Origin of the sequence: Paenibacillus albidus (assembly GCF_014644435.1) — a bacterium.
In the GTDB taxonomy this organism is placed as follows: Bacteria; Bacillota; Bacilli; order Paenibacillales; family Paenibacillaceae; genus Paenibacillus_AQ; species Paenibacillus_AQ albidus.
The window spans coordinates 23,841-48,451 of the sequence record NZ_BMKR01000033.1; the positions used below are offsets into that span (position 1 = coordinate 23,841).

Below are 24,611 nucleotides of genomic sequence, written 5' to 3' on the forward strand. Positions count from 1 at the left end.
CCGGATTCTGCATTTTAGAAAATTTTTATATTTCCTTTCGAGGGAGTTTAGACTCCTCCTCTAGACTAAGGTTGTAGGTACGAAAGAGAAACCATACAACCTTAAAGGAGCGAGTTGGAAATGAAAAAGAAAAGCAAAGTGTTGATGATCGGTGCGTCGGTGGCTGCAGTAAGTATGTTTACGGTGACGGCATTTGCGTCCACACCGGAGATGGATGGTTACAGGGCCTTCAAAGAGGTGCTGAAAGCGGACCAAATGTCGGAGCAAACGCTCGAGAGTGCAACGGTGAACGGGAACTTCGCTGTTACGCTGAATGGCGAGGCGGTGCTGGAGGCGGACGGCTGGGCGAAGATCAAGGAAACAGGAGATAACCAGAGCGTAAACAGCGACTTCGATTTCACCCTCATGGGCATTGAACGTAGCGGCAGCATGTACAGCAGTGGCGATGATAAGGCCTATCTGGTAGACCGGACCCACGGTCTGCACTATCAGGTGATCAACCTGGACGATGAGCATGCCGGCAAGCACAGCGAATGGAAGGATGAGGAGAACTTCGATCATCGTCCGATGAATAAAGCGGAGGAAGCGCTTCTCGATTTCATGGTCGGCGATCTCAAGGATAATTTCAGCGTAGTGAATCATGCGGATAATTCAAAGACGATTTCGGTCGACGTAAGCAAAGAGGAGGTTCCGCTTGCGGTCCGTTTGCTGATGGACGTGGCATCAGCCGACGACAGGAAGGAACACTCGAATGCATCGGAGGTGCCGACAGAGTGGGAGGGGCTGAAGCAAATTCCTTTCTTCCAGGGTTTTGAAGCAGCAGAACTCGAGGAGCAGCTGCCAGAGCTGACAGAGGAAGCTACAATTGAGCACTTAAGTCTGCAACTGACGGTCGATGCGGACAACAGGCTGCAAGGAGTGCAAGGAGAGCTTGAGGTGAGCGGCAAGGACGAAGCGGGCGTCATCCATCGCGTGAAGATGGAAGGCGCAGGCGGCATCAGCGGCATCAACGCCACGACGCCAGATGTGTATAATCCTGCCGGCAAATCCATAGAGATCATCGACGCCGCAGCGTTCGAAGGCCGCAGCTAACAGCTCAATTCGGGGAGGACCTAACTTATGTTTGAAGTCTACGATCTTACGAAGGTCTACCCCGGCGGCCAAGGCATCCAGGGGCTTAACCTCACCGTACATTCCGGTGAGGTTGCAGCCTTACTGGGGCCGAACGGTGCCGGGAAGACAACAGCGCTGCAGGCGATGGCCGGCTGGCTCACGGCCGACCGCGGGGAAGCTCGCTGGAACGGTGCTTCCGTCGCGGAGCGGCCTGATCTGACGAAGCTGCACATGGGCCTGATGATCGGCGAGCCGGCCCCTTACCCCTATTTTACAGGCAGCGACTATCTGAAGCTCTACTCCAAGCTGTATTCGGGCATCGACGAAGCGCGTATCCAACAGACGCTGGAACTCGTGGGCATGTCCGGGCACCAACAGATCAAGATCAAGAAGTACTCCACAGGCATGAAGCAGCGGATCGAGCTTGCCAGCGCGCTGCTCCACCGGCCGAAGCTTCTGATGCTCGATGAGCCGTTCTCGGGCATGGACATCGAGGGACGTCGGGAGATGACGGCCATACTTCGAGGTCTCGTGACCGAGACGGGCATGAGTGTCGTCATCTCTTCTCATCAGGTATACGAAATCGAGGATTGGATTACGCATGCTTACATTATTTATGAGGGGAAACACGTCGATACCGCAAGCGTTGCACAGATTCGAGAGTCGTTCGCAAGCGTTGAGGACTACTATTTGAATTGTACAGCCAAGGAAAGGGGCGGAGTCGCATGATGGCGCCATTCCTCTATCTCACTGGAGAAGAGCTGCGCAAGCTGTTCCGCGGAGGCAAGCTGAAAGTACTGCTGATGCTCTCTTTTCTTATCGGTGTTATCTTCGTCTTGATCGGCGAACGCGTCGGGCTGAGCGGGAACCTGCCGGTGACCACGCTGGAGCTGCTGCTTGCAGCCGTTCTCCCCTTATTCATGGTTTCACTTGGCAGCGACCTCATGGCGGGCGAATTTAAGGATGGAACAATCAAGAATGCGCTGAAGCTGCCGCTCGGCCGGGAGACCCTTTTTATAGGAAAAATACTCGCTGGATGGACGGCGGGCGCGTTGATTGTTCTAAGTGTGTTTGTGCCAACATTTATCGGAAGCATAGGACTTGAGGGCATGTCTGCCCTATCCACGTTGGGTGCGACTATGGCAGAGGTCGGCGGTGCAATCCTCTTCTGCGGCTTGTTAGTGGTGCTGGCAAACAGCGTGTCCCTCTGGACGGGGAGCGGCGGGGTCGGAATGGTAGTCGGCATCGTGCTGTGGATAACGATGGGCGTCATCGGATTTTTCGAGCCGCAGCTGAACCGGTTCTTCCTAACCGACTTCGCGGATTGGTTACATCCGCTCCTGTATACGGGCGATTTCGGCGCGTCTGTAACGACATTGCTATTTATGACAGCTTACTATATCATGGGCATTATAACGGGCTTGCTAGCCTTTCAAAGGAAAGAAGTCTAACTCATGTCCATTCGGCTTAAGCTTATTTTAACGTATATTATCGGCATCATACTGACTGTAGTTATCGTCACGGCGACCGGGATCGGGGTCGTCACGGCGGCCTTTTCTTATTACGCGAACAGTATCGTAAAGGATCAGACTGCAGATGATGCGCTTCATCGAGGCATCGATCTGTTCGTAGACCTGCGTTATGCGGAGCGGTATACGCCAGAGGAGCTGACGTCCCCCTCGTTCGCTGAACAGCTTGGAGATCGGCTGGAGCCGTTCGGGGGCTTCGTTGTTGTCCGGCAGGGAGAGCAATGGGCAAGCTACGGTAAATTGAGAGAGGGAGAAGCGTTCCTTGCGCAGATGCAGAAGGACATTTCAACTTCTGGGAAGCACGCGGATGAGGCGTTCATGGTGAGTGAGTGGGAGGGGCGCAATTTGCTCTCCTTGCGCTACGATTTTCCGGAAATGAACGATCCCTTATCGTATTATCTTATCGCCGATGTGACGGAGACGGGGACCAAGGACAACCAGTTCCACATCTTCGTGTTTCTAGCCATTGCGGTCTTATTCGGTATCATTCTGGTCCCGTTGATCTGGATCACGACGAAGGATATCGTGAGGCCGCTGCGGCAGCTCGAGCAGGGCTCCCGCAGCATCGCGGAAGGGGATCTGAACTTCAGTCTGCACTCGAAGGTTCGCAACGAGGTGGGCAGCGTGATACGCTCGTACGAGAAGATGCGCAGCGAGCTGCAACGGGCGATCGGCGCGCAGCTGGCGATGGAAGAGAGCCGCAAACAGCTGATTTCGAATATTTCGCATGATCTGAAGACGCCGCTGACCTCGATTAAGGGATATGTGGAGGGAATTCGGGAAGGCGTAGCGAATGATCCGGAGAAGCTGAAAAAATATATCGATGTGATTCATTCGAAGACGCTCGACATGGACCGAATGATTGACGGCCTGTTCCTGTACTCCAAGCTGGATCTGGAACAGGAGAGATTCGACTTCGAAGCGGTGCCGCTGAAGGAGTTCTATCGGCAGACGATGAATGAGCTGAGCATGGAATACGAGAGTGCAGGGGTTCGTTTGACGGGCGAGTACGAGGCAGGTGCCGACGCTGTCGCGACGATGGATGCCCAGAAGATCAAGCGCGTCATTCTCAACATTGTCGGCAATTCGGTGAAATTTATGGATAAACAGGATCCATATATCCGCGTTCATTTCGGCAGGCAAGCGGAGGAATGGATCATTGCGGTGACTGACAACGGACCGGGGATGGACCCAAGCGAGCTGGAGAAAATCTTTGACCGGTTCTACCGCGGGGACGTAAACCGGAATCAGAACGTGGCTGGCACGGGGTTGGGCCTAGCGATCGCGAAGCAGATTATCCAGCATCATGGCGGAATGATTTATGCAAAAAGCGAGCCGGGGCGGTTCATGACTGTGATGTTTACCATCCCGATTGTTCAGGATAGAACGTGACTGGAGAGTGTGAGATGTCGAAGCGGAAGGTGTTAATCGTCGAGGATGACCAAGCGATCGCCGAGCTGGAGCGGGACTACCTCGAAGTTCATGGTTATGAGGTTACCCTTCGGGCAGATGGCAACGAGGCGCTCGAGGAAGCGCTGGAGCAAGAATACGACCTAATCATTCTGGACGTCATGCTGCCGGGTATGGACGGCTTCGATCTCTTGCGGCGGATCCGGGAAACGAAGTTTATTCCGGTACTGATGGTATCGGCCCGCAAGGAGGATATCGACAAGATCAGGGGATTGGGTTTGGGCGCGGATGATTACGTGACCAAGCCGTTCAGTCCGTCGGAGCTTGTCGCGCGGGTCCGGGCACACCTCGAACGGTATGACCGATTAACCGGGGTTGCAGTTGGCTCCGGCGCTTCGCCTATTCGGAAGCCGCGCGAGCTGAACATCCACGGACTTGTGCTTCAGGTCGAATCCAGGCGGGTAAGGCTGCATGGGAAAGAAGTCTCACTCACGGCAAAAGAGTTTGATCTGCTGCTCTTCCTCGCGGAAAACCCGGATCGGGTATATTCCAAGGATGCGCTGCTGGATAAGGTTTGGGGGATCGAGCACTTCGGCGATTCCGCCACGGTCACGGTCCATGTCGGAAAGATTCGTGACAAGATCCAGAAGGACCCGTCGCAGCACCAGTTTATCGAGACGGTATGGGGCGCGGGGTACCGCTTTAAGGTTTGAAGTACCGGATTGAAACCATTGATGCGGCCATCACTGAATTGATGAAGATGTGAGTCATTGGTATATACCGAAAGAGGTTTGTCCCGCTGCTGGCTTCGATTTGGGTGACTATACAGCGCGGGCAGCACCAAAAAAAGCGATCTAGGCAGAGCCAGGGCTCTACAGGAGGCTAGAATCGCTTTTTTGTTCTTTCCTCCAAGTTGGTAATCGACCCAATGTCTTGATCCGTTAATTAACTCAGAAACCCCTGTTCCAACTGTGAAGGACGACCAATCAGGGTGTCTTTTTTTCGCTCTAAAGAAGTTACGCCGAGCCGTATCACAAGTAGGGGCAAGGCCCGAATTCCCGCATTAATCCAGGAAGCGCATTGGCAAGCAAATTTTCGTTAAGAAACGCAACAAATGCACCGATGAGTAGCGCGGTTAACATCGGCCCTCTCTTCATTCCATCTGCCTCTTGAACCCGTTTGTTCATCTTCTGCCTCCCGATATTCCTATCGTTCCGTTCATTGTTTGTATAGCCAGCCTGTTGTGCAGATTATCCTACACCATCACTTTCTAACAAGGAATAAAAATTATCGCGGTCTTCGTTATCGAATTTGCCAAGCGTCCGTACCCTGACAAATTCATGTCCACCATACATGTCTATTTCCTCGCCATACCTATTGTAGAGTGCGATCATATTGCCATCCTGATTCAACTCCATGTATCCGTAACATTTTGCTTCAGGCGCTTCACCGTAAAAGAACGTAAATCTGATTATGATCACTTTGTGCATGCAGATCTTCCTTTTCTGTTTTTCGTAACGGCCTAAGCAAATTTTACGTGAAACCGGATGAATTGGAAAAAGCGATAGCGCTCTTTATACCCGGAAATTCATTCATATTTGGAAGGCAAAAGGGGGGATCCTCCGCTATGTCGCTCATTCGCACATTATTTCTTGACAAGATGAGATTTGGGGACTATTATAACGTGCCAGTCAACTCTACAAGGTAAATCAATAAAAAGGCCGACTTTTCGAAGTGCCCCGGCACCGAATCGTCAGCCTGTCGTGCAGATCATGAAATAAAAATCCATAAGAACATCAACTAAGGAGCATGCCGTGGCAGCTCCTTAAGCATTTTTCGCCGATAGATCCGTTAAGCTGAACCGTATCATAAGTAGAAGTATAACCTTCTATTTTAAAGCCTACACCCTGTTTCTTTCCATCCATGCAGCTGCCCAGTCCACCAGCGGCCGTTGCTCCAGAAATCGGACTTCTGCGTTTCCGATTCTGTGAACCTTGATATTCATTTCTTTATCATATTCGTCCCCCAAGCGGACAAAATCCCCATCGTCCACGGCCTGGGTCTCGTAAGTTACCCATTTACGCTTTCCTTCCTCCATAACTGCACTGCTTTCATGGACAAACTTCTTGGCAGGAAATTTAGCTATAGTTTCAGCCAGGTGCAGCGACGTATTTTTATCATAGTAGACGCCTATTAGGAGTACATAGCCATTTAGATGATACAATTTATCCAACGGTGAGCTTTTCCCAAAGATGTTGCATAAATCATGGTTTTGCGTTAGATATTCCGCATGCTTGCCTACTGCGGCAATTGATCGTGCCGGGTGATCCGACCTTTTGGCCCCCGGCCACTTGCGGAACATTTCAGCCACGACACCCATACCGATCGCAGGGGTTACTTCTTTATCGTAGGGTGGCCAGTGTTCGCGAATTATCGGCCACCATTCCGTAGGTGCTTCCCAATGGACTCCCGTTGCCGGATCAAGATTCTTCCATGTCTGGGACGGCATCATCAAGGTCCCTTCTTCACCGATAATTTCAAGAAGGGATCGGATTAAGGTCTCGGGCCCGCCTACAACAAAACCCAATTTGCTTAAAGAAGTATGAACGAATATGTGTTGACCTTCGCTTAATCCGCAGTTTTTTAATCCATGAATTAGATCTTCCTTCGTTAAGATGGCTCTTGTTTCTTTGGGTTCAGTCATGTTATTTCCGCCTTTAATTAAAATAAGACAACCCCGCTATTAGTAGCGGGGTTGTCTCTAGCGTGGCTAGGGAAGCAGTGCCCTTCATTTCCTATATTATACCAAGGGTATTCTTTTGCAACAATAGGCTCCAGCGGAATAATTTGCCGTTACAGCTATTGCGGTGAACCGTATCATAAATGACGGTTAAATTTTTGACAAAACGAGCGTAGAGGCACAGGGAAAAGGCTGGAGTGGGTAGGGGCATGTGGATTAAAGGCGTGTGGCCCAATTAGCTTGTAAAGATGACCCTATAAGATCAGCTCCGCAAGACGATGAATCCCCTGCCCAATCGATGCTTCATCTACTTTTGCAAACCCCAACACCCATCCCTTCCTTTTGCTTTTCAAACAATAGGGTCCAAGAGGGTATACACGTATTCCCTGTTGAAGGGCTAACTTTGTCACGGTTTCTTCGTCGTATGACTCTTCAGCTTCAAGTAACATATGCAATCCCGTTTCTATTCCACTTAGTGTGAAACGCTCCCCTAAACCGCTAGCCATAATAGCCTTTGTCATGGCTTCGTGTCTTCGTCGATACACATTTCTGACTCTTCTCATATGGCGCATAAAATGCCCATTCTTGATGAAGTGGGTTAGTGTTAGCTGATCCATAATCGGAAGATGGCGGTAAGTCAACTCCTGTATCCTGGCTAGTTGACCAATTGCCTCGACAGATCCAACGATAGCCGAAATACGAATGCCTGGAGCAATCATTTTAGAAAAACTCATGAGGTACAAGGTGTTATTAGATGCCTGGCTAAAGAGCGTTGGAAGCGGCTCCCCACGATATCGAAATTCACTATCATAATCGTCTTCAATGATCCAAAATTGTTCTTGCACGGCCTTATGTAGCAATTGTTGCCTGCGCGGCTCCGACATTACGACCCCGACTGCGCACTGGTGCGAAGGGGTCACAAAGATCAGTTTGGATTGTGGGTGAATACGCTCAACTGCAAGACCATTCGCATCAACGGGAACGGGCACCACATTCATTCGCCGATATTTCATCGCCATCCAGGCAGCTGGAAAACCGGGATCTTCTACAGAGACAGTGTCCCCATCAGATAAAAGCGATTGTGCGATTAAGTCAATGCTATGCTGCGCTCCTGAGGTCAACAGAATCTGATCTGTTTGGATATGGATGCCTCGTTCAAGTGATAAATAACGCTGAATTTGCTCACGTAATGGTGTGAGACCATAGGGATTACCGTAAGCCCAGCTTGATAAGTCCATTGCAGCGGATGCGTGGAGAAACGATTGTCGCCAGTTCTTTTGAAATTGTCCATCCAAATAAGGTTCATGGGGACTAAAATCAATATCCACTTCTCGATGTTCTTTGCCTCTGAACCAATCATGTAATTGATCGACCGCCGAGTTCAACAAGGGAAGTGAGGGGGGGATGGGGCCATATGCTATTATTTCCTTCGTTGACTCAGCGACTTGATTCCATTTACTAACTCGCGTTCCTCCTCGTCGAGATGTAACCGTATAGCCTCGGCTTAGTAATTCCTCATAGACGATCTGTATAGTTGAGCGAGATACACCTACCAGGTGAGCGAGTTCGCGGGAAGGAATCAGCAATTCTCCTGGGGCCCAGACTCCACTAGTAATATTATGAATTGCTTGATCAAGCAATTGCTGCCAGATCGGTCTCTTATCATTACGAATTACTTTCATCATCGTGCATACCTCCAAATAGTAGCTCCAGCCAAAAACATTAATTATGGATTGTTCATAACCTTGATGTTTGGATGTTTAAGTGCACTCCATTCACTGATATACTACCGTAATAACGCTGGTTTTTGCAATCTGGCCGTTGCCGCACTCTAGAAGAGTATCAGAGTTAAGACAATTGGAGTGGGATGAATATCTTATGAGTGAAAGGAGAGATTTCGAAATGGATTCAGTTCGTTACAAGATCAGGGAATGCCAGGATCAAGAGAAAATTGAAAGCTTCCTGCACCAAGCGAGAATTGGGTATCTTGGGTTGGTTGATGGGAACCTCCCCTATGTTGTACCGCTTAATTATGTATGGACTGAGGGGAAGCTCTATTTTCACGGGGCTGGAGATGGAAGACGTAATCAGGTCATGAGTGAAAATCCAGAGGTTTGTTTTACGGTATGTGAGGAATACGGAACCATCACGGATCCGGTACCTGCTAAAACGGATACGGCTTATATGAGCGTAATGATATTTGGACAAGCAGAGCCAATCACAGATTTGGACGAAGCTACTCATGTACTTCAGGGAATGATTAATAAATACGTACCCGGCTATTATAACCGCCCCTTGTCCAAGCAGCATGTGGACAAGTATAGGTCGGCTGTATTGGGTGGACCGGTTCAAGTCTACCGGGTAATTCCGCACCATATGACAGCAAAAGAAAGCCCTATTGAAGCAGAAAAAATGTATAGAACGGGCACGAATGTGGGACGGGAAATGTAACGACAAGATACCGTTACGACCCGCACTATACCCGTAGTCTCTGTTTACCTAACCGTGCGAAAGAGCATCAAAAATGTGGCGACTGTGCTCCAATCAAGATGATATGGCGGCCATAGCGGCATAGGCGGGAAGTATTTGGTGCTTTCTTATTTCTTCAAAATTTAGAGCGAATGCCCTATGACTATGTAATATAGTTTTAGGGCATTTTTTCGGTGTTAATTTTAATTATTTTGCTTAAGTCAAATAGGTGGAGATTTAGGAAAGACCCAGAACGAAGTTTATTGCGAAATGGACTTCCCAATTTCTGTTTCCTCATTGCGCCAAGGGGGGCAATTTCTTTCTTGCATGTTCGAACCAGTCTACCAGCTTATCGGTCAAGCCGATCCGCAGCTCGTTTGAAAACAGATGATCTAACTTATGGTAGTGTTTCTCCGCTTCTTTGTGCCTTCCGCTTGCCGTATAAAGCTTCATCAGCGCAAGTCCGTCTTCTTCGTTATACGGGTCCACATCCTGAATCCGCTCGTACATCGCCAGCGCTTCCTCCTGCATCATGGCTTTCTCATAGAATCGGGCTAACGAACGGGCATTCAGATACCATAGCTTCCGTAGTCTTTCGCGTTCGTCCTCGACCCAACCATAACCGATCTCTTGTAAATAGTCCCCTTCATAAAGCGAAAGCAACCGCCGCAGCTCGGAGTGACTGTCGGTCAAATTTACGCCACTCAGCTGCCGCAAACCGTTTTCCCATTCATCCACGTCAATCCGAATACGGCTTGTGTCGAGTATATATCCTTCTTGAATAGTCATATTTTGGATGGGGGCATCGATGCCCATTTGCTTCAAGCACTGTCTGATGTGATAAATCGATGTATACAATTGATTCGCCGCCTGTTTCACATTAAGCTCCGGCCACAGCAGCTCCAACAGCGTCTCCTTGAAGACGATTTTGCCGCGTTGGTGCAGCAGGTAGGCAAACAGAGCCTGTGTTTTTGCCGTTCGCCATTTCGGAATTTCCGGAGACCGGCCACTGCTCTGCAAACGGAGAGACCGGAAACACAGAATGCGGGAAGGCGCTGTTGAGTGCATATCTTCGTGTTTATGCATTCTTTTTTGCATAAGCCGTTTTATCGTTTGATCCAAACGTGCTTGATGCAACGGTTTAAGCAAATAATCGACCGCATTCAGCTCAAAGGCTTGGACAGCATACTCGCTATATGCCGTTACAAATACAATATCTGTTCCCGGACAGGCCTCCTGTGCCAACTCTACCGCTTGGATTCCCGATAGTTCCGGCAAGTGAATATCGAAAAATACGACGTCCGGCTGAAGATCCGGCATTTGCCTAATAGCCTCTCGCGCATTCCCAAACGAGCCGACCACCGAAATACCGGGATACCCCGATAGCATTCGCCGAATCTGGTTTAATACCAGCGTTTCGTCATCCACCAGCATGATCTTCATGTGTTTTCACGCTCCATATATAATGTATGCATTGTTTTTGACATGATTCGACCTTTTATACTAATACTATCGGAATTTTGGGAATGGATGATTAGTGCTTGTACGTGAGCAAAAATAGCATGTAAAGCAATTGTAGAGATTTTGTAAAGTTCCTTCTGTTATGATCTCACCTGTCGAAAGAAAGTGGATTATATCGGAATATAGGGTCAAGGGTTTTAATTTTCTATGGGACAGGGGGACGACTCTGACAGCGGAATAGAATAAGAACGATGGTTTTACTCCAGCGAGAGCAGAGGCGCTTGAGTTAGAAGTAATATACAAATTTTACAAGAAGGAAGGAGAACCCTGCTGAACAGAAAGAAATCTGCAAATATAGAATTTCTATATGCTTTCGTTAGCAGGTATAAACAAAAGATGAAATTAAAAAATCGAAGTATGTTATCTACTCTAATGGCAATCATTATGGTATTGACGATGATTCCTTTTTATCCGTTAGAAGTAAGGGCCGCTGTAACACCAACACTTGATCTTGGTAATCCGGCTAGAGTAACCGGAACAACCTATCAGTTACCAAATGCTGCATTTGGAAGCACGGGGGTCGTGAATGGAGCGGGCGGCTACTTCACTGTGGCAGTAAATAATGGCTCAACGGCTGTTGGAACTCTTCCAAGTGGGATTACCGAGTTGATTAATGGCATAAAAATCAGTGGCATTGTTACTGACAAATCTACATCTGTAAATAGAGTGTTCAATTTTTCAAATGGTACTACTTATGAAGAAATTCTGGCTGTTATCCGAAATATGACATTTACACAAGCTGCGGGGCAAACCCAAGAAGTCACGGTAAATGTAGCGCCAGGGGTACCATTGACCGATGGGAAAACATCTGTGCGTACCTACAATGGACGCCATTTTGTATATGTGCAAAGACAGAGTACCATGACTTTTAAAGATGCTGTGACGATTGCAACAAACAATAGCGGACATCTTTTAGAGCCAAAGGCAAATAATCCTCAAGAAGTTTTTGCGATTGCTAGTATGTTTAAAGAATTTAAAACTCCATTTTTGGCAAATTGGAACTTTTTAACCTTTATAGGCGCTACTAAAACTACAGCACCTAATTGGAACACTTCTAGTTATAGCGATACAAGGTATGTATCAAACGGCCTGTCAACAGGTCTTGATACATCGAATGAATTTGTGCCTAATGGAGCGTATGACCATCTTACACTTCTGCTGGATACGAGTACTAATAAAATAGGTTACTTAGCCGTAAATAATACACATGGTGGTACCAGCGGATATTTTGATCCGGGTGTTATTGTCGAGTATAATTCCGGTGTCATTAGCAACAGAATCACTGCCACTAAAGATATCGTGCTTCCAGAGATGGGCGGCAGCGTGAAGATCAGCGGTGTTGCCAAAGTGGGTCAAACGTTGACTGCGGACCTATCCGGAGTCACTTATACGCCGGGCACAACGGACAACGTGCCGACTTACCAATGGTACCGGAACGGAGTCGCCATCACGAATGCGACGGGTTCGAGCTACAAGTTAACCGCTGACGACTTCGGCGCAGCCATCACCATGGCAGTTACAGCTGACGGTACGCATGCAACAGGAAGCGTGACGAGTGCGGCAACGGGGACGGTAGCGGCAGCGGACGGCGCGAAGGCTCCGGCAGCACCGGTAGCAGTAAGCAAAACAGCAACGAGCATTACGCTGCAAGCCGTCACCGGTCAGGAATACAGCATAGACGGCGGCGTGACGTGGCAGGATAGCCCGACGTTCAGCGGACTGACGCCGGATACGGACTATACGATTGTCACCCGTGTGAAAGCGACAGCAACACAGCAAGCGTCTGCTGTTAGCACAGGAGCATTGATTCGTACAGCGGCTGACAACGCAGACTTGAACGGGTTGTCGCTGTCGAGCGGCACGTTAAGCCCGGCGTTTACGGCAGACACGACAAACTATGCGTCAAGCGTATCGAACGGCGTGAGCGACACGACAGTGACGGCGACTGTAGTAGATTCTGTTTATGCTACGGTGACGGCGAGCGTGTACAATAGCGAAGGCACGTTGGTTAAAGGTCCGATTACGATGACAAGTGGCGTTGCTTCCGATTCACTGCCGCTGAGCGTAGGCATCAACACGATCAAGGTGGTTGTGACGGCGCAGGATGGCACGACGCAAACGTACATCATAACGGTCACGCGCGCGCCTCGTGATGACTCCGGCACGGGCGGAAGTCCGGCACCTACATCTGCACCGGCTCCTGCTCCTACATCTGCTCCTGCTCCGGCATCGGGCGTGAAAACAACCGTTAACAATGAGGACAGTGGCTTCGCTACTGGCACAACGGCAAACAACGTAACGACCGTTGTGATTGATCCAAATAAACTATCGGCTCATCTCTCCAAAGGCAACGGACAGCAATTGAATGTACTTGTGCCTGGCGACGGTGAAATCAAGGTTGCAGGTTTGACCGCAGCAAACCTGAAGCAGTTGTCCGATACCGGCTCCACGCTGAATATCGAGAACCTGCTTGCTATTTATCCGATTCCAAGCAAACAATTGGATCTGGGTTCGATCACCAAACAATGGAACGGCGCTCCTCTTGGCGAAATTGCAGTCGATATTGATATCAAGAGATCGTCTGACGCATTGAAAGCCGCAGCACAGGATCAGGCGACCAAAGGTGGCTACGATCTGCTCGTCAATCCGGTCGATCTATCGCTTAACTTCACGTACCAGAACCAATCCATTAAGCCGGATCAACTGACAGGCTACGCGCCTCGCTATATCGCATTGCCTGAAGGCATTGATCTGAACAAAATTACGACCGGCGTCATTGTTAATCCGGACGGTACCGTATTCCATGTGCCGACAGTCGTAACGAAAATCAACAACCGTTACTTTGCACTGATCAACGACCTGCGCAGCCAAGGCAGCTACTCAGTCATCTGGAATCCGCAAAATTTCGATGATGTGAAAAGCCACTGGGCACAGGAGAGTGTAAATAATATTGCAGCCAGACTGCAGCTTGAAGGTACAGGTAACAATACCTTCTCCCCGAATCGCAGTATCGACCGTGCAGAATTTGCCACGATTGTGGCAAGCGGACTTGGCTTAATGCGCCAGGGTGTATCCGGCACGCCGTATAGCGACGTAGCACCATCGAGTTGGTACCACAATGCCGTAACGATTGCCAGCGAATTTGGCATTATCAAAGGCTTTGTAGACGGTGGTTTCCACGGCAGCGAATGGATTACAAGAGAGCAAGGCATCGCCATGATCGCCCGTGCCCTTCATGTCATTCAGCCGCAAGAGGCGCTGAGTGCACTAGAAATCAATCAGATTCTGGCTTCTTACAGCGATATGAATCAAATCTCCGGGTATGCCCGGGAGTCCGCAGCCCAACTGGTTAAGGCTGGCATCCTGCAAGGGACCGGCAAACAGCAGTTGAATCCGAAAGCGGCAATGACGCGCGCGGAAACAGCGGCTATGGTTGAAAGATTGCTGAAAGCTAAGAAGTTGATCGACTAGTATTAATGATTAAGAGGGGGCTAACTGCCCCCTCTTTTTTTGTGTCTCACAACCACTGGCTAATGTGCCAAATCACCCGATTTAGGGAACAAGGGATTCCCGCTGTTCCTGTCGAAATATGAAAGCTACCGGACTGGGCCTTAGCATTTTCAAGCAATTGGCAGAACTGAACGGGGAAACGTTGGGAGTGAGCTCTGTATGATTTGGATAAAAAACAAAACCGCCCTGAAATATGCTGTGACGTTCATCCTGTTTCTCTCCATACTTCTCGGCGTCCGGTGGCTTTGGTCCGGGATTTTCCTTACGCCTGAACATCCTCGTGCGGTTCAAGGCGTGCTCGATCTGCGCGGCTGGGACTTCGCGAACTCCCGTTCCATTACGCTGAACGGCGAGTGGGATTTCTATCAGGAAGCATTCGTCACGCATGAAAATAAGGGTTGGGAATCCCTGAACAAGCGTAATATTCAGGTTCCGGGAGATTGGCGAAGCGCTCTGCCGGCAGGGTCAAAGTCGTCGTTCGGATACGGGACTTACCGGCTGCGCATTCTGGTCGATCCTTTACAACAACAGTCGTTCGGATTCTGGATTCAGGAAATTCAAGCCTCTTCAGTTGTTGAATTCAACGGTCAGATAGCAGGAGCCGGCCAGCCGGCGGAGCAAGAGAATACGTATAAGCCCCGCCGGATTTCTTATACCCCGCTTTATAAGGCAAACGGAGTGAATGAGATCGAGCTGCTTGTACGCGTGGCTAATTTTGATAATCCGCTTAATGGCGGCATTGTCAAAGCTATCCGCTTCGGATCGGATACGGCGATCAATACCGAACGATGGATCTCCATTGGTTTTCAGATTGTAACCTTCGTGGTACTGATGTTTCTTGGCTTGTACGCCGTGATGTTATACTTGTTCAGCTGGCAAAAGGGGTTGCTTGCCTTTTTCATGCTGCTTCTGACCGCCGGGCTTACGATTGTGTCTGATAACGACAGCCTGCTGCTGGTATGCATGCCTTTCATCAACTATGCCTGGGCCCTGAAAATCAGGCTACTCTCGTATTCTTTGCTTCCTTTTTTCTTCCTGCTGATTACCGGAATATTTGCCAAGCTCCGGACAAACACGGTTTTGTTCCGTACGTACGCCATTGCTCTGGCTTTATATTCAGGATTTGTGTTGGTTATGCCGCCTCCGCTCATTTACTATATAATCGAGTTTAAATTATTCAGACTGCTGTATTGGTTCCCGATGGCTTGGGTTATCTATCTGATTGGCAAATTGATAGCCAGAAAGCAGCCCGGTGCCACCTTCCTGCTGCTTGCCACCATGAGCATATTATCCAGCTCCGCATGGGGGCTGATTAATGCCCGCTTGGAAGTAATAAACATTTACTTCCCGTTTGACGTGCTGGTAGCTATCATCAGTTTTTCCGCTTACTGGTTTAAGCAGTACTTCCGCAATTCCCAAGAAAACGCCAAACTAAATGAGCAGCTAAAAAAGGCAGATAAGCAGAAGGACGATTTTCTGGCGAACACATCCCATGAATTGCGAAATCCGCTGCACGGGATGCTGAATATGACGCAAACCGTCCTTGACAGCGAAAAACATTCGTTGAGCGGCAAGAGCGTCCAAAATTTGGAGTTGGTGATCACGGTCGGCCGGCGCATGTCGTTTATGTTAAATGACCTGCTTGATTTGACTCGTCTCCAGGAGGGCAACGTCCGCCTGCACGTGCAGAGCGTTCAGGTGCAGGCGGTCGCTTCCGGCGTATTCGACATGCTTCGCTTCATGACCGATAGTAAACCGATCCGGCTGATCAATGAGATTCCGAACGAGTTTCCTCCTGTGATGGCCGACGAAAACCGGCTCATTCAAATTTTGTTTAATCTTGTTCACAATGCAATCAAATTTACCAACGGAGGAACTATCGCGATCCGGGTGGTCGCACAAGACGGTAAGGCGTACATTAGCGTTGCGGATACGGGCGTCGGCATGGATGAGGAAACGCTGCAAAGAATCTTTAACCCCTACGAGCAGGGCGACTCCGGCATGACAGCGGCGCCCGGGGGCGGTATCGGACTGGGTCTCGGCATTTGCAAGCAGTTGGTGGAGCTGCACGGCGGAACGTTGGAAGTGACATCTGCCGCTGGCCAAGGTTCGGCATTCACCTTTGCTTTGGCGCTGTCCGATTCGCCTGTTCAACGGGAAGCGGATTCTGCAGCAGGCCTGCCGCCTGTCTATGCAGAAACCGCCGCCGCTGCCGACTCGAACATCCGTTACGGTACGGATGACAATTCTGCCGTTGTGGAGAGATCGGTGCGTCCGTCGGTACTGGCTGTGGACGATGACCCGCTCAACTTGAAAATACTGGAGAACATTCTGGCTGGTGAGTCTTTCGACATCATTGCGGTTACAAGCGGCAATGAAGCCTTGTCTCATCTGAACACGAGAGTATGGGATCTTGTTATTACTGACGTCATGATGCCTCACATGTCGGGGTATGAGTTAACGAGAGCGATTCGCGAGCGCTATTCGAGCTCGGAACTACCCATTCTGCTTCTGACCGCGCGCAACAAGCCTGAGGATATCGCCGCTGGATTTTTGGCTGGGGCTAACGATTACATTGTGAAGCCTGCGGATGCGATGGAGTTAAAGGTTCGGGTGCGGGCATTAACGGATCTGAACCGTTCCGTGCGCGAACGTCTGCGTATGGAAGCGGCATGGCTGCAGGCGCAAATACAACCGCACTTTTTATTCAATACCCTTAATGCGATAGCTGCGCTTAGCGACGTCAATCTGAACAGAATGCGCCTTCTACTCGACGAGTTCGGCAATTATCTACGGGCCAGCTTTAACTTTCAGAATTCCGAGCTGCTTGTTCCCCTTGGACAGGAGCTTGCTCTCGTACGTTCTTATTTATATATCGAGAATGAACGTTTCGACGGCAGGCTGAATACGGTATGGGAAATCGAAGCGAACATGGAGCTAAGGCTCCCCCCGCTTTCCATTCAACCGCTTGTGGAGAACGCAGTGCGGCACGGTATCATGAGTCGTTCGTCGGGCGGAATGATTCATATTCATATCGCCGAATATGAAGATCGTACAGAAGTAACCGTTGCCGATAACGGTGTGGGAATGGATATAAACACGCGGCAACAGATATTCGACAAACGTTCGGGCCAAAGGCAAGGAGTCGGCTTGCTCAATATCAATCAACGGTTGAAGCAATTGTATGGGAAGGGGCTGCACATTCAGAGTGATCCGGGTCAAGGGACGATAGTCGTCTTTACCGTGCCGAATAATGCGGTGAACCGCCTGATGTAGTGGCAGCAAATAGATAAGAAGCAAATTGGAGGCCATCATGCAGATGGTCTTTTTAAAAATATAAGAATTTATATGCTTCGCGCTATAAATTATCCTTCTATTTCTCGCTGAAACGGTTACCGTCCTTATAAGGACGGCGTAGCCGTTTCTACTTGTTTATTGATGTTGGCAAATGAACGTTATGCATAGGCTGCACGTATTATAGTTATTCTGCTAGAAGCGTATAGGACGAATAGGACGCTTTTCAAAAAACTATATACACCAAAGAAGAGGTGCAGGGACATGCTTACCATAAAACATTTTACCAAGAGCTATAAAGGTGGTAAAAAGGCAGTAAATGACTTGAATTTAGTGGTCGAGCCAGGCGATATCTATGGCTTTATCGGACATAACGGTGCAGGAAAAACAACAACCATCCGGGCAGTAGTTGGTGTCCTTGATTTTGAAGAAGGGGATGTTGAAATTGACGGCATCTCCATTAAGAAAGATCCAGTAGCCTGCAAGTCGAAGATTGCGTATATTCCTGATAACCCGGATCTTTATGATCATCTTACCGGTATACAGTACTTGAATTTTATTGGTGATCTCTTTAGCGTGTCCAAAGCGGATCGTGAGTTGCTCATTAAAAAATACTGCGATGCTTTTCAGATTACGGCCAATTTGGGTGATATGATCTCATCGTATTCTCATGGTATGAAGCAGAAACTGGCTATAACCTCTGCTCTCATTCATAAACCAAAGTTGTTAGTGTTAGACGAACCCTTTGTAGGACTTGATCCAAAGGCTGCTCACATGTTAAAAACAATTATGGTAGATCTGTGCAGCAAGGGTAGTGCAATCTTCTTCTCAACGCATGTTCTGGATGTGGCAGAGAAGCTCTGCAATAAGATAGCGATCATAAAGGCGGGCCAATTGATAACCCATGGCAAGACAGAAGAAGTAAAGGGTAAGAATAGCCTGGAAGATGTATTCATGGAGTTGATAGCCAATGATTAATATATGGAGATTAACGAAGATACAGTTACTTTCTTCATTTGGATTGAATAAAGCTTTGCATACGCTGGATGTTAAGGAAAGACGCAAAGCGATTCTGCTCAGCAGCAGTATTCTAGCAGGTGTACTCATGATAGCAGTGGTTTCATTTGGATACAGCTTCATGATGGCAATGACTTTTGAACAAATGGGGCGGATGGACCTATTGCTTGCCATTATGATGGCTGTTACTTCTATTGTAGGGTTCTTCACAACGATCTATAAGGCAAGCGGTGTATTATTCAGCTATAAGGACTACGATTTGGTGATGTCTCTGCCTATAAAGACGAGTCATGTTGTCGCAAGCCGGGTTCTTCAGCTCTATGTGCTGAATTTGTTTTTTACTTTGATAGTGATGCTGCCAGCAGGTGTAGTATACGCTATAAAAGTGAATCCTGAGACGTTATTTTATCTGCTTTTTCTAATGACACTTTTATTTATTCCGTTACTACCGATTATTGCTGCAACTATTATTGGCTCATTCATTAGCTGGGTCTCTTCCCGGTTTAAAGCGAGCCGAATGATCAGCCTTGTCTTAACTTTTGTTGTAATTATTGCACTCATGGTTGGTTCATTTGGTCTGAATGGAAATGAGCAGGTGCTTGCTGATATGGGTACTGAGCTGGCAGATATGATATTTAAGCTGTATCCTCTTGCAGACATGTATGTAGATGCTGTTTGCTCGTATCGGATGAGTTCATTTTTATTATTTATTGCGTTATCCGTACTTTCATTTATGATATTTGCCACTGTACTTGGGACGAGATATAAAGCCATTCATACAGGATTAACGACCTCTCATGCAAGCAGTAAATATATAATGAAGCCGCTGGAAGCATCATCCCCATTTCGTGCACTGTATAAGAAGGAGTTGCGTCGATATTTTAGTTCTTCTATTTATGTGCTGAATACAAGTATTGGCATGATTCTATTACTGGTGATGTCGATTGCTTTATTGTTTGTCAGCTCGGAGAAGTTAGGGGAATTGATCGAGATTCCACAATTATCACATTATCTGAGTACGCTGGCTCCAATGATAGTTTCCTTATTTGTTACTTTAAGCTGTACAACGTCAAGTTCCATTTCCCTTGAAGGTAATCATTTATGGATACTAAAAAGCTCACCCATATCTAAACAAACCATTTTGCTTAGCAAAGTTGCCGTGAATCTCACCATAACCTTACCGGTCTTGGTTGTGAGTAGTATGCTGCTCATGATATCGCTGCGTCCGGGATGGATCGAAAGCCTATTATTACTTGTTATCCCTTTGATATATGCTTGTTATTCAGCGATGATGGGCGTTATTGTTAACTTGAAATTACCTAACCTGGAGTGGACAAGTGAAGTTACGGTGATAAAGCAGAGTGCAGCGGTCATTGTGTCCATGTTCATAGGGGTGATCAGTCTATTGATTCCATTGGGTATATCTCTTCTTCTAACGCATGTAAATGGCAATCTTATCTTGATAGGTATTGGAATGATTATGATAGCGGTATGCCTGGTAATGTTTAGATATATACAGACAAAAGGGGAACGGTTGTTTCGGACGATTTAACAAAACGGCGGATTCCCGGAGGAAGCAGAAACATAGAAGTAATTAATGTTATTGACAAAATATTTGACTATGATTAGTATTGATAAATATTTAAATAAAGCTATCACCATAAAATTGAATAATTTGTAAGCTATGATTGCTATGGATCACACTATAGCAGGAGCAGCTTCTGGAGAGACCGTGGGGATTCCCCGGCGCCGAAGGGTTCACAATCTCAGGCAAAAGGACAGAAGAGTACTAAATAATCCATTTGTTATTCTGATAATCGTCAGAGTAGCCAATGTATTTTATTTATTATTCTTAGACCTAAGAGATTGGAGCACATCCAATCTCTTTTTTGTTGTTACACTTCTTGTTCATCTTTTCACATGGAAGTATTTTGATTTATAGGGGGAGTTCGATATGGCACCACAGGAATTAAAGAGGGATTTAGAGAATCGGCATGTTCAGCTCATTGCAATCGGCGGGACCATCGGTACCGGATTATTTTTAGGATCGGGTAAAGCTATACAGCTGGCAGGACCCTCCATCATCTTTGCTTATTTAATCGTCGGTATCGCCGTTTTTTTTGTGATGAGGGCGTTAGGCGAACTTCTGTTGTCTAAGGCAGGATATCAATCCTTTACTGACATCGCCGAAGACTATCTTGGACCGCGGGCAGCGTTTGTAACCGGATGGACCTATTGGTTTTGTTGGATCATGACGGCTATGGCTGATATTATAGCTGTTGGGGTATATGTACAATATTGGTTTGATATCCCGCAATGGATACCTGCAGTCCTCTGTTTAATCATTTTATTAGGACTCAACTTATTAACTGTAAAAAGTTTTGGTGAATTGGAATTTTGGTTTGCTTTGATCAAGGTAGTGACGATTCTCGCGTTGATTGCCATCGGGGCAATTTTGCTGGTGATTGGATTCAAAACAGATGCCGGAACAGTTACCTTCAGTAATATTTGGGCACATGGGGGAGTATTCCCTAACGGGATATCGGGTTTCTTACTTTCCTTTCAAATGGTTGTGTTTGCCTTCGTCGGTGTGGAGTTGGTGGGTGTATCGGCAGCGGAAACAGCCAACCCGGAGAAAAACATCCCGTCGGCTATTAATAAAATTCCTTTAAGAATTTTATTTTTCTACGTTGGCGCCATTATCGCCCTATTATGCATCAACGCATGGACGGAACTAAATCCGGCAGAAAGTCCTTTTGTTAAAACGTTTAGTTTAGTTGGGATTCCGATTGCTGCAGGAATTATTAACTTTGTCGTATTAACTTCAGCTGCGTCTGCTTGTAACAGCGGGATGTTCTCAACAAGCCGGATTCTATATAATTTAAGCAGGAATGACCAGGCTCCATCCAATTTTGCAAAGCTGAATAAAAATCATGTACCCAGCAATGCTTTATTCATATCCACGCTTGTCTTATCAGCGGGGGCTCTCTTAAGTAAGCTGATTCCGGAACAAGCTTTTGGAATCGTGACAACCATTAGTGCCATTTGTTTCATCTGGGTTTGGGGAGTCGTGCTAATTTGCCATTTGCGGTATAAGAAAACCAAGCCGGAATTGCAGGCGAAATCAACATTTAAAGCACCGTTCACACCATTTATTAATTATGTTGTTCTTGCGTTGTTTGCCATAATACTCATTATTATGCTGTTTGCTGAAGACACGCGTCCGGCCTTATTGTTGACGCCTCTATGGTTTATTCTATTATTTGTTTTGTATTCGACCAATAGAAGAAAGAGGGAAAGAAATAATAACCGCGAACTTGTCGAAGCGAAATAGAAAAAGCATGTTTCTCGACGGGCACAACTAAACCAAAGCAAAAACCCCGGCAGATCTGCCGGGGTTAATTATGTATGAAGCTTGCGCGCAAAAGAGCACTGTGATAAGATCAAAGAACGACCGATGATTTACATTCAAAACAGCATAGATAACCTATCTTATTTATACTTTAATATTACCACGCAACATCACGGTTGTCAAACTTTCTTTTTCTTCAAATTTTAAATGAAGGAGTGTGGGCAGGAAGATGATAAACGCTGAGGATTGGAAGCAAGAGCAGGAGCGGCTCAATGGGGTTACGGAAAAGCTGCAGGCGAGAATCACTGAACTGGAGCCGGAGGTGAGTGGACTGTATGCTCAGGTGGCGGACATTCGCAAACAATTTTGGGGAGAGGTGACCGTAAACACAAGTACGGACGAAGATTTTGAAGAGACTTTCTACAGTATAAGGCAGCAAGAAGCCTTATTGTCGGAAAGGGAGCGAAGCCACCTGCAGCGGATGCAGCAATGGAGAAATATGAACCGGCTGCTGCCGTCTCCCTACTTTGGACGCATCGATTTTCACGAGGACGGGTTGAGCTTTACCGAGCAAGTCTATATTGGCGTATCTTCCTTCGTCGATTCAGACGGCGTGAGTTTCCTGATTTATGACTGGCGCACTCCGATCGCGAGTATGTACTATGATTATTCTCCCGGAGCGGCCGGATATGACACGCCGGGTGGATATGTCTCTGGAACGATGAAGCTGAAACGGCAGTGTCAGATCCACCATGGTCAACTTCAGAACGTGTTCGACACCAGTCTTACGATCGGCGATGAATTGCTGCAGCAGGTGCTCGGCAAGGGTGCGGACAATCAGATGAAAAGCATTGTCGCGACCATCCAAAAAGAGCAAAACGCCATTATCCGCGACGTTAAAAGCCGGATGCTTATCGTGCAGGGGGCGGCCGGCAGCGGGAAAACCTCGGCGGCGCTGCAGCGGGTGGCGTACCTGCTGTATACACACCGCGAGCGGCTCAAGGCTGACCAAATTGTTCTTTTCTCGCCTAATCCGATGTTTAACAGCTATGTCTCGACCGTTCTTCCCGAGCTCGGCGAAGAAAACATGCAGCAGACGACCTTCCAGGAGTATCTTGACCATTGGCTTGGCCGGGCGTTTCGTCTGGAGGATCCCTTCGATCAGATCGAATACGTGCTGACCGAACAATCCACGCAAGGGTATGAGGCGCGCCTGCAAGGAATTGGGTACAAGGCCTCTGTAGACTTTCTTCAAGCTCTCCGGAATTATACGCAGTGGTTGAAGCAGGAGGGCATGCGATTCACAAGCATCCGCTTTCGGGATCGTGATTTGATTACGGCCAAGCAAATGGAATCCAAATTCTACAGCTATGATCCTTCCATTCGCCTGACCAATCGCATCACTCTGCTGCAGGAGTGGCTGCTGCACGAACTGGCCTCGCTGGAGAGCAAGGAGCGGGAGGCGCTCTGGGTGCAGGATGAACTCGATTATCTCGACAAGGATCAATACGCCGAAGTGTATAACCAACTGCACAAAGAGAGGGGGGTCTTTGACTTTGCAGAACAATACGAAGAAGTCCGCGAAAAGCTGCTCAGCGAGCACAGACTGGACGAGGGTGATTTCGACTATGCCGCCCAAGAGGAAGAACTGCTGCGCCGAATGATCGTGAAAGAGGACTTTAAAATGCTGAAGCGAAGCGTGAAGCGGATGCTGTTCATAGATTTGGCGGGGATATACGTCCAACTGTTTCAAGATAAAGAAGCTTTTGAGAAGATGACCCATGGAGCCCAAGTCCCCTCGCTCTGGCCGGAAATCTGCCGGCAGACCCAGGAGAAGCTTGGCCGGTTCGAACTGTTCTATGAGGATATGACACCATATCTGTATGTAAAAGAGCTCATTGAGGGCATTCGGACAAACACGGAGGTACGGCATGTCTTCGTCGATGAGGGCCAGGATTATTCGATATTCCAATACGAGTTCCTCAAAAAATTGTTCCCCCGGGCCCGCATGACGGTGCTTGGCGATTTCGGTCAAGCCATCTTTGCCCAAGCAACGGAGCTGTACGGGGAAGACTCGCCGCTCATCCGGCTTTACGGCCAAGCTGAAACGAGCTTGTTTCGCCTGGTTCGCAGTTACCGGTCAACCCGCGAGATTGTGGAATTCACGAAGACTCTGTTGCCGGATACCAAGGGGATCGTGCCCTTTGAACGAGGCGGCAGGAAACCGCTCCTCTCTAAGATGGGCAGCGGCGAGAAGCGGGCAACGCGAATAGCGGAGCATCTTGCAGAGCTTCGGGCGGAAGGCTTCGTCTCCATCGGCGTCATTACGAAGACTGCGGCCGAAAGCGAAGAGGCTTATAATCTCTTGATGTCTCAGGGCTGCCAGGGGCTGAAGCATGTGACGAAGAGCACGCCCACCTTCGAGAAGGGGACCTTGATAATCCCCGTGTACCTCGCTAAAGGCGTTGAATTTGATGCCGTTCTAATTTATGACGCATCTTCGCAGACGTATCATCGGGAGAGCGAACGCAAGTTGTTTTATACAGCATGCACGCGTGCCATGCATCGGCTGCTGCTCTACACAACAGGGGAATGGACGCCCTATATCCAGGCAATAGATACGTCTTTTTATGAGGTAGGGCAATAAAGCGAATTG

Annotated in this window: 17 protein-coding genes and 1 riboswitch; of the genes, 12 read left to right on the forward strand and 5 right to left on the reverse strand. The window is 48.1% G+C overall.

Annotated elements, in window-relative coordinates; all coding sequences use genetic code 11:
• The first annotated feature begins 120 nt into the window (after positions 1-120).
• The 5 genes from IEY53_RS26430 to IEY53_RS26450 are packed head-to-tail and all read left to right on the forward strand — an operon-like array spanning position 121 to position 4,765.
• Positions 121-1,092 (forward strand): hypothetical protein, encoded by a 972-nt coding sequence (locus tag IEY53_RS26430; RefSeq protein ID WP_189030342.1) that lies wholly within the window; start codon positions 121-123, stop codon positions 1,090-1,092.
• Positions 1,093-1,119: 27 nt separating this feature from the next.
• The gene (locus IEY53_RS26435; RefSeq protein WP_189030343.1) at positions 1,120-1,842 is read left to right on the forward strand and encodes an ABC transporter ATP-binding protein; all 723 of its coding nucleotides are present in this window, start codon (positions 1,120-1,122) and stop codon (positions 1,840-1,842) included.
• Positions 1,839-2,564 carry an ABC transporter permease gene (locus IEY53_RS26440; RefSeq protein ID WP_189030344.1) on the forward strand — a complete coding sequence of 242 codons (726 nt, stop codon included), beginning with the start codon at positions 1,839-1,841 and terminating at the stop codon, positions 2,562-2,564. Before IEY53_RS26435 ends, IEY53_RS26440 begins: the two co-directional genes overlap by 4 nt.
• Positions 2,565-2,567: 3 nt before the next feature.
• Complete coding sequence (locus tag IEY53_RS26445; protein ID WP_189030345.1) at positions 2,568-4,034, forward strand: sensor histidine kinase; 1,467 nt, start codon at positions 2,568-2,570, stop codon at positions 4,032-4,034.
• A gap of 14 nt (positions 4,035-4,048) precedes the next feature.
• A complete protein-coding gene (locus IEY53_RS26450) occupies positions 4,049-4,765 on the forward strand; it encodes a response regulator transcription factor (protein WP_189030346.1) in 717 nt (238 codons plus the stop codon).
• 318 nt (positions 4,766-5,083) lie between these two features.
• On the opposite strand, the gene IEY53_RS26455 is transcribed toward IEY53_RS26450, so the two are convergent.
• From IEY53_RS26455 to pdxR, 4 genes are all read right to left on the reverse strand, one after another.
• On the reverse strand, positions 5,084-5,239 hold the full coding sequence (locus IEY53_RS26455; protein ID WP_189030414.1) for a hypothetical protein: 156 nt from the start codon (positions 5,237-5,239) through the stop codon (positions 5,084-5,086).
• 63 nt (positions 5,240-5,302) lie between these two features.
• Positions 5,303-5,542: a hypothetical protein gene (locus IEY53_RS26460; RefSeq protein WP_189030347.1), complete on the reverse strand. Its 240-nt coding sequence runs from the start codon at positions 5,540-5,542 to the stop codon at positions 5,303-5,305.
• Between the two features lie 410 nt (positions 5,543-5,952).
• Positions 5,953-6,756, reverse strand: coding sequence for an AAC(3) family N-acetyltransferase (locus IEY53_RS26465; protein ID WP_189030348.1), 804 nt, complete (start codon positions 6,754-6,756; stop codon positions 5,953-5,955).
• A gap of 290 nt (positions 6,757-7,046) precedes the next feature.
• On the reverse strand, positions 7,047-8,477 hold the full coding sequence (gene pdxR, locus IEY53_RS26470; protein ID WP_189030349.1) for a MocR-like pyridoxine biosynthesis transcription factor PdxR: 1,431 nt from the start codon (positions 8,475-8,477) through the stop codon (positions 7,047-7,049).
• Positions 8,478-8,694: 217 nt separating this feature from the next.
• Between pdxR and IEY53_RS26475 the strand changes: the two genes are divergently transcribed.
• Positions 8,695-9,243, forward strand: a complete 549-nt coding sequence (locus IEY53_RS26475) for a pyridoxamine 5'-phosphate oxidase family protein (protein WP_189030351.1) — start codon at positions 8,695-8,697, stop codon at positions 9,241-9,243.
• Between the two features lie 312 nt (positions 9,244-9,555).
• On the opposite strand, the gene IEY53_RS26480 is transcribed toward IEY53_RS26475, so the two are convergent.
• On the reverse strand, positions 9,556-10,704 hold the full coding sequence (locus IEY53_RS26480) for a response regulator (protein ID WP_189030353.1): 1,149 nt from the start codon (positions 10,702-10,704) through the stop codon (positions 9,556-9,558).
• 1,200 nt (positions 10,705-11,904) lie between these two features.
• Here IEY53_RS26480 and IEY53_RS26485 point away from each other — a divergent pair.
• From IEY53_RS26485 to helD, 6 genes are all read left to right on the forward strand, one after another.
• Positions 11,905-14,253 carry an S-layer homology domain-containing protein gene (locus IEY53_RS26485; protein ID WP_189030355.1) on the forward strand — a complete coding sequence of 783 codons (2,349 nt, stop codon included), beginning with the start codon at positions 11,905-11,907 and terminating at the stop codon, positions 14,251-14,253.
• Positions 14,254-14,451: 198 nt separating this feature from the next.
• The gene (locus tag IEY53_RS26490; RefSeq protein ID WP_189030357.1) at positions 14,452-17,568 is read left to right on the forward strand and encodes an ATP-binding protein; all 3,117 of its coding nucleotides are present in this window, start codon (positions 14,452-14,454) and stop codon (positions 17,566-17,568) included.
• Between the two features lie 282 nt (positions 17,569-17,850).
• Positions 17,851-18,564, forward strand: coding sequence for an ABC transporter ATP-binding protein (locus IEY53_RS26495; RefSeq protein ID WP_189030359.1), 714 nt, complete (start codon positions 17,851-17,853; stop codon positions 18,562-18,564).
• Between the two features lie 43 nt (positions 18,565-18,607).
• Positions 18,608-20,155: a permease-like membrane multi-spanning protein gene (locus IEY53_RS26500; protein ID WP_229696377.1), complete on the forward strand. Its 1,548-nt coding sequence runs from the start codon at positions 18,608-18,610 to the stop codon at positions 20,153-20,155.
• A gap of 159 nt (positions 20,156-20,314) precedes the next feature.
• Positions 20,315-20,395, forward strand: a riboswitch (glycine riboswitch).
• A 162-nt stretch (positions 20,396-20,557) separates the two neighbouring features.
• Complete coding sequence (locus tag IEY53_RS26505) at positions 20,558-21,937, forward strand: amino acid permease (RefSeq protein ID WP_189030363.1); 1,380 nt, start codon at positions 20,558-20,560, stop codon at positions 21,935-21,937.
• A gap of 247 nt (positions 21,938-22,184) precedes the next feature.
• Positions 22,185-24,602 (forward strand): RNA polymerase recycling motor HelD, encoded by a 2,418-nt coding sequence (gene helD, locus IEY53_RS26510; RefSeq protein ID WP_189030365.1) that lies wholly within the window; start codon positions 22,185-22,187, stop codon positions 24,600-24,602.
• Positions 24,603-24,611: the final 9 nt, after the last annotated feature.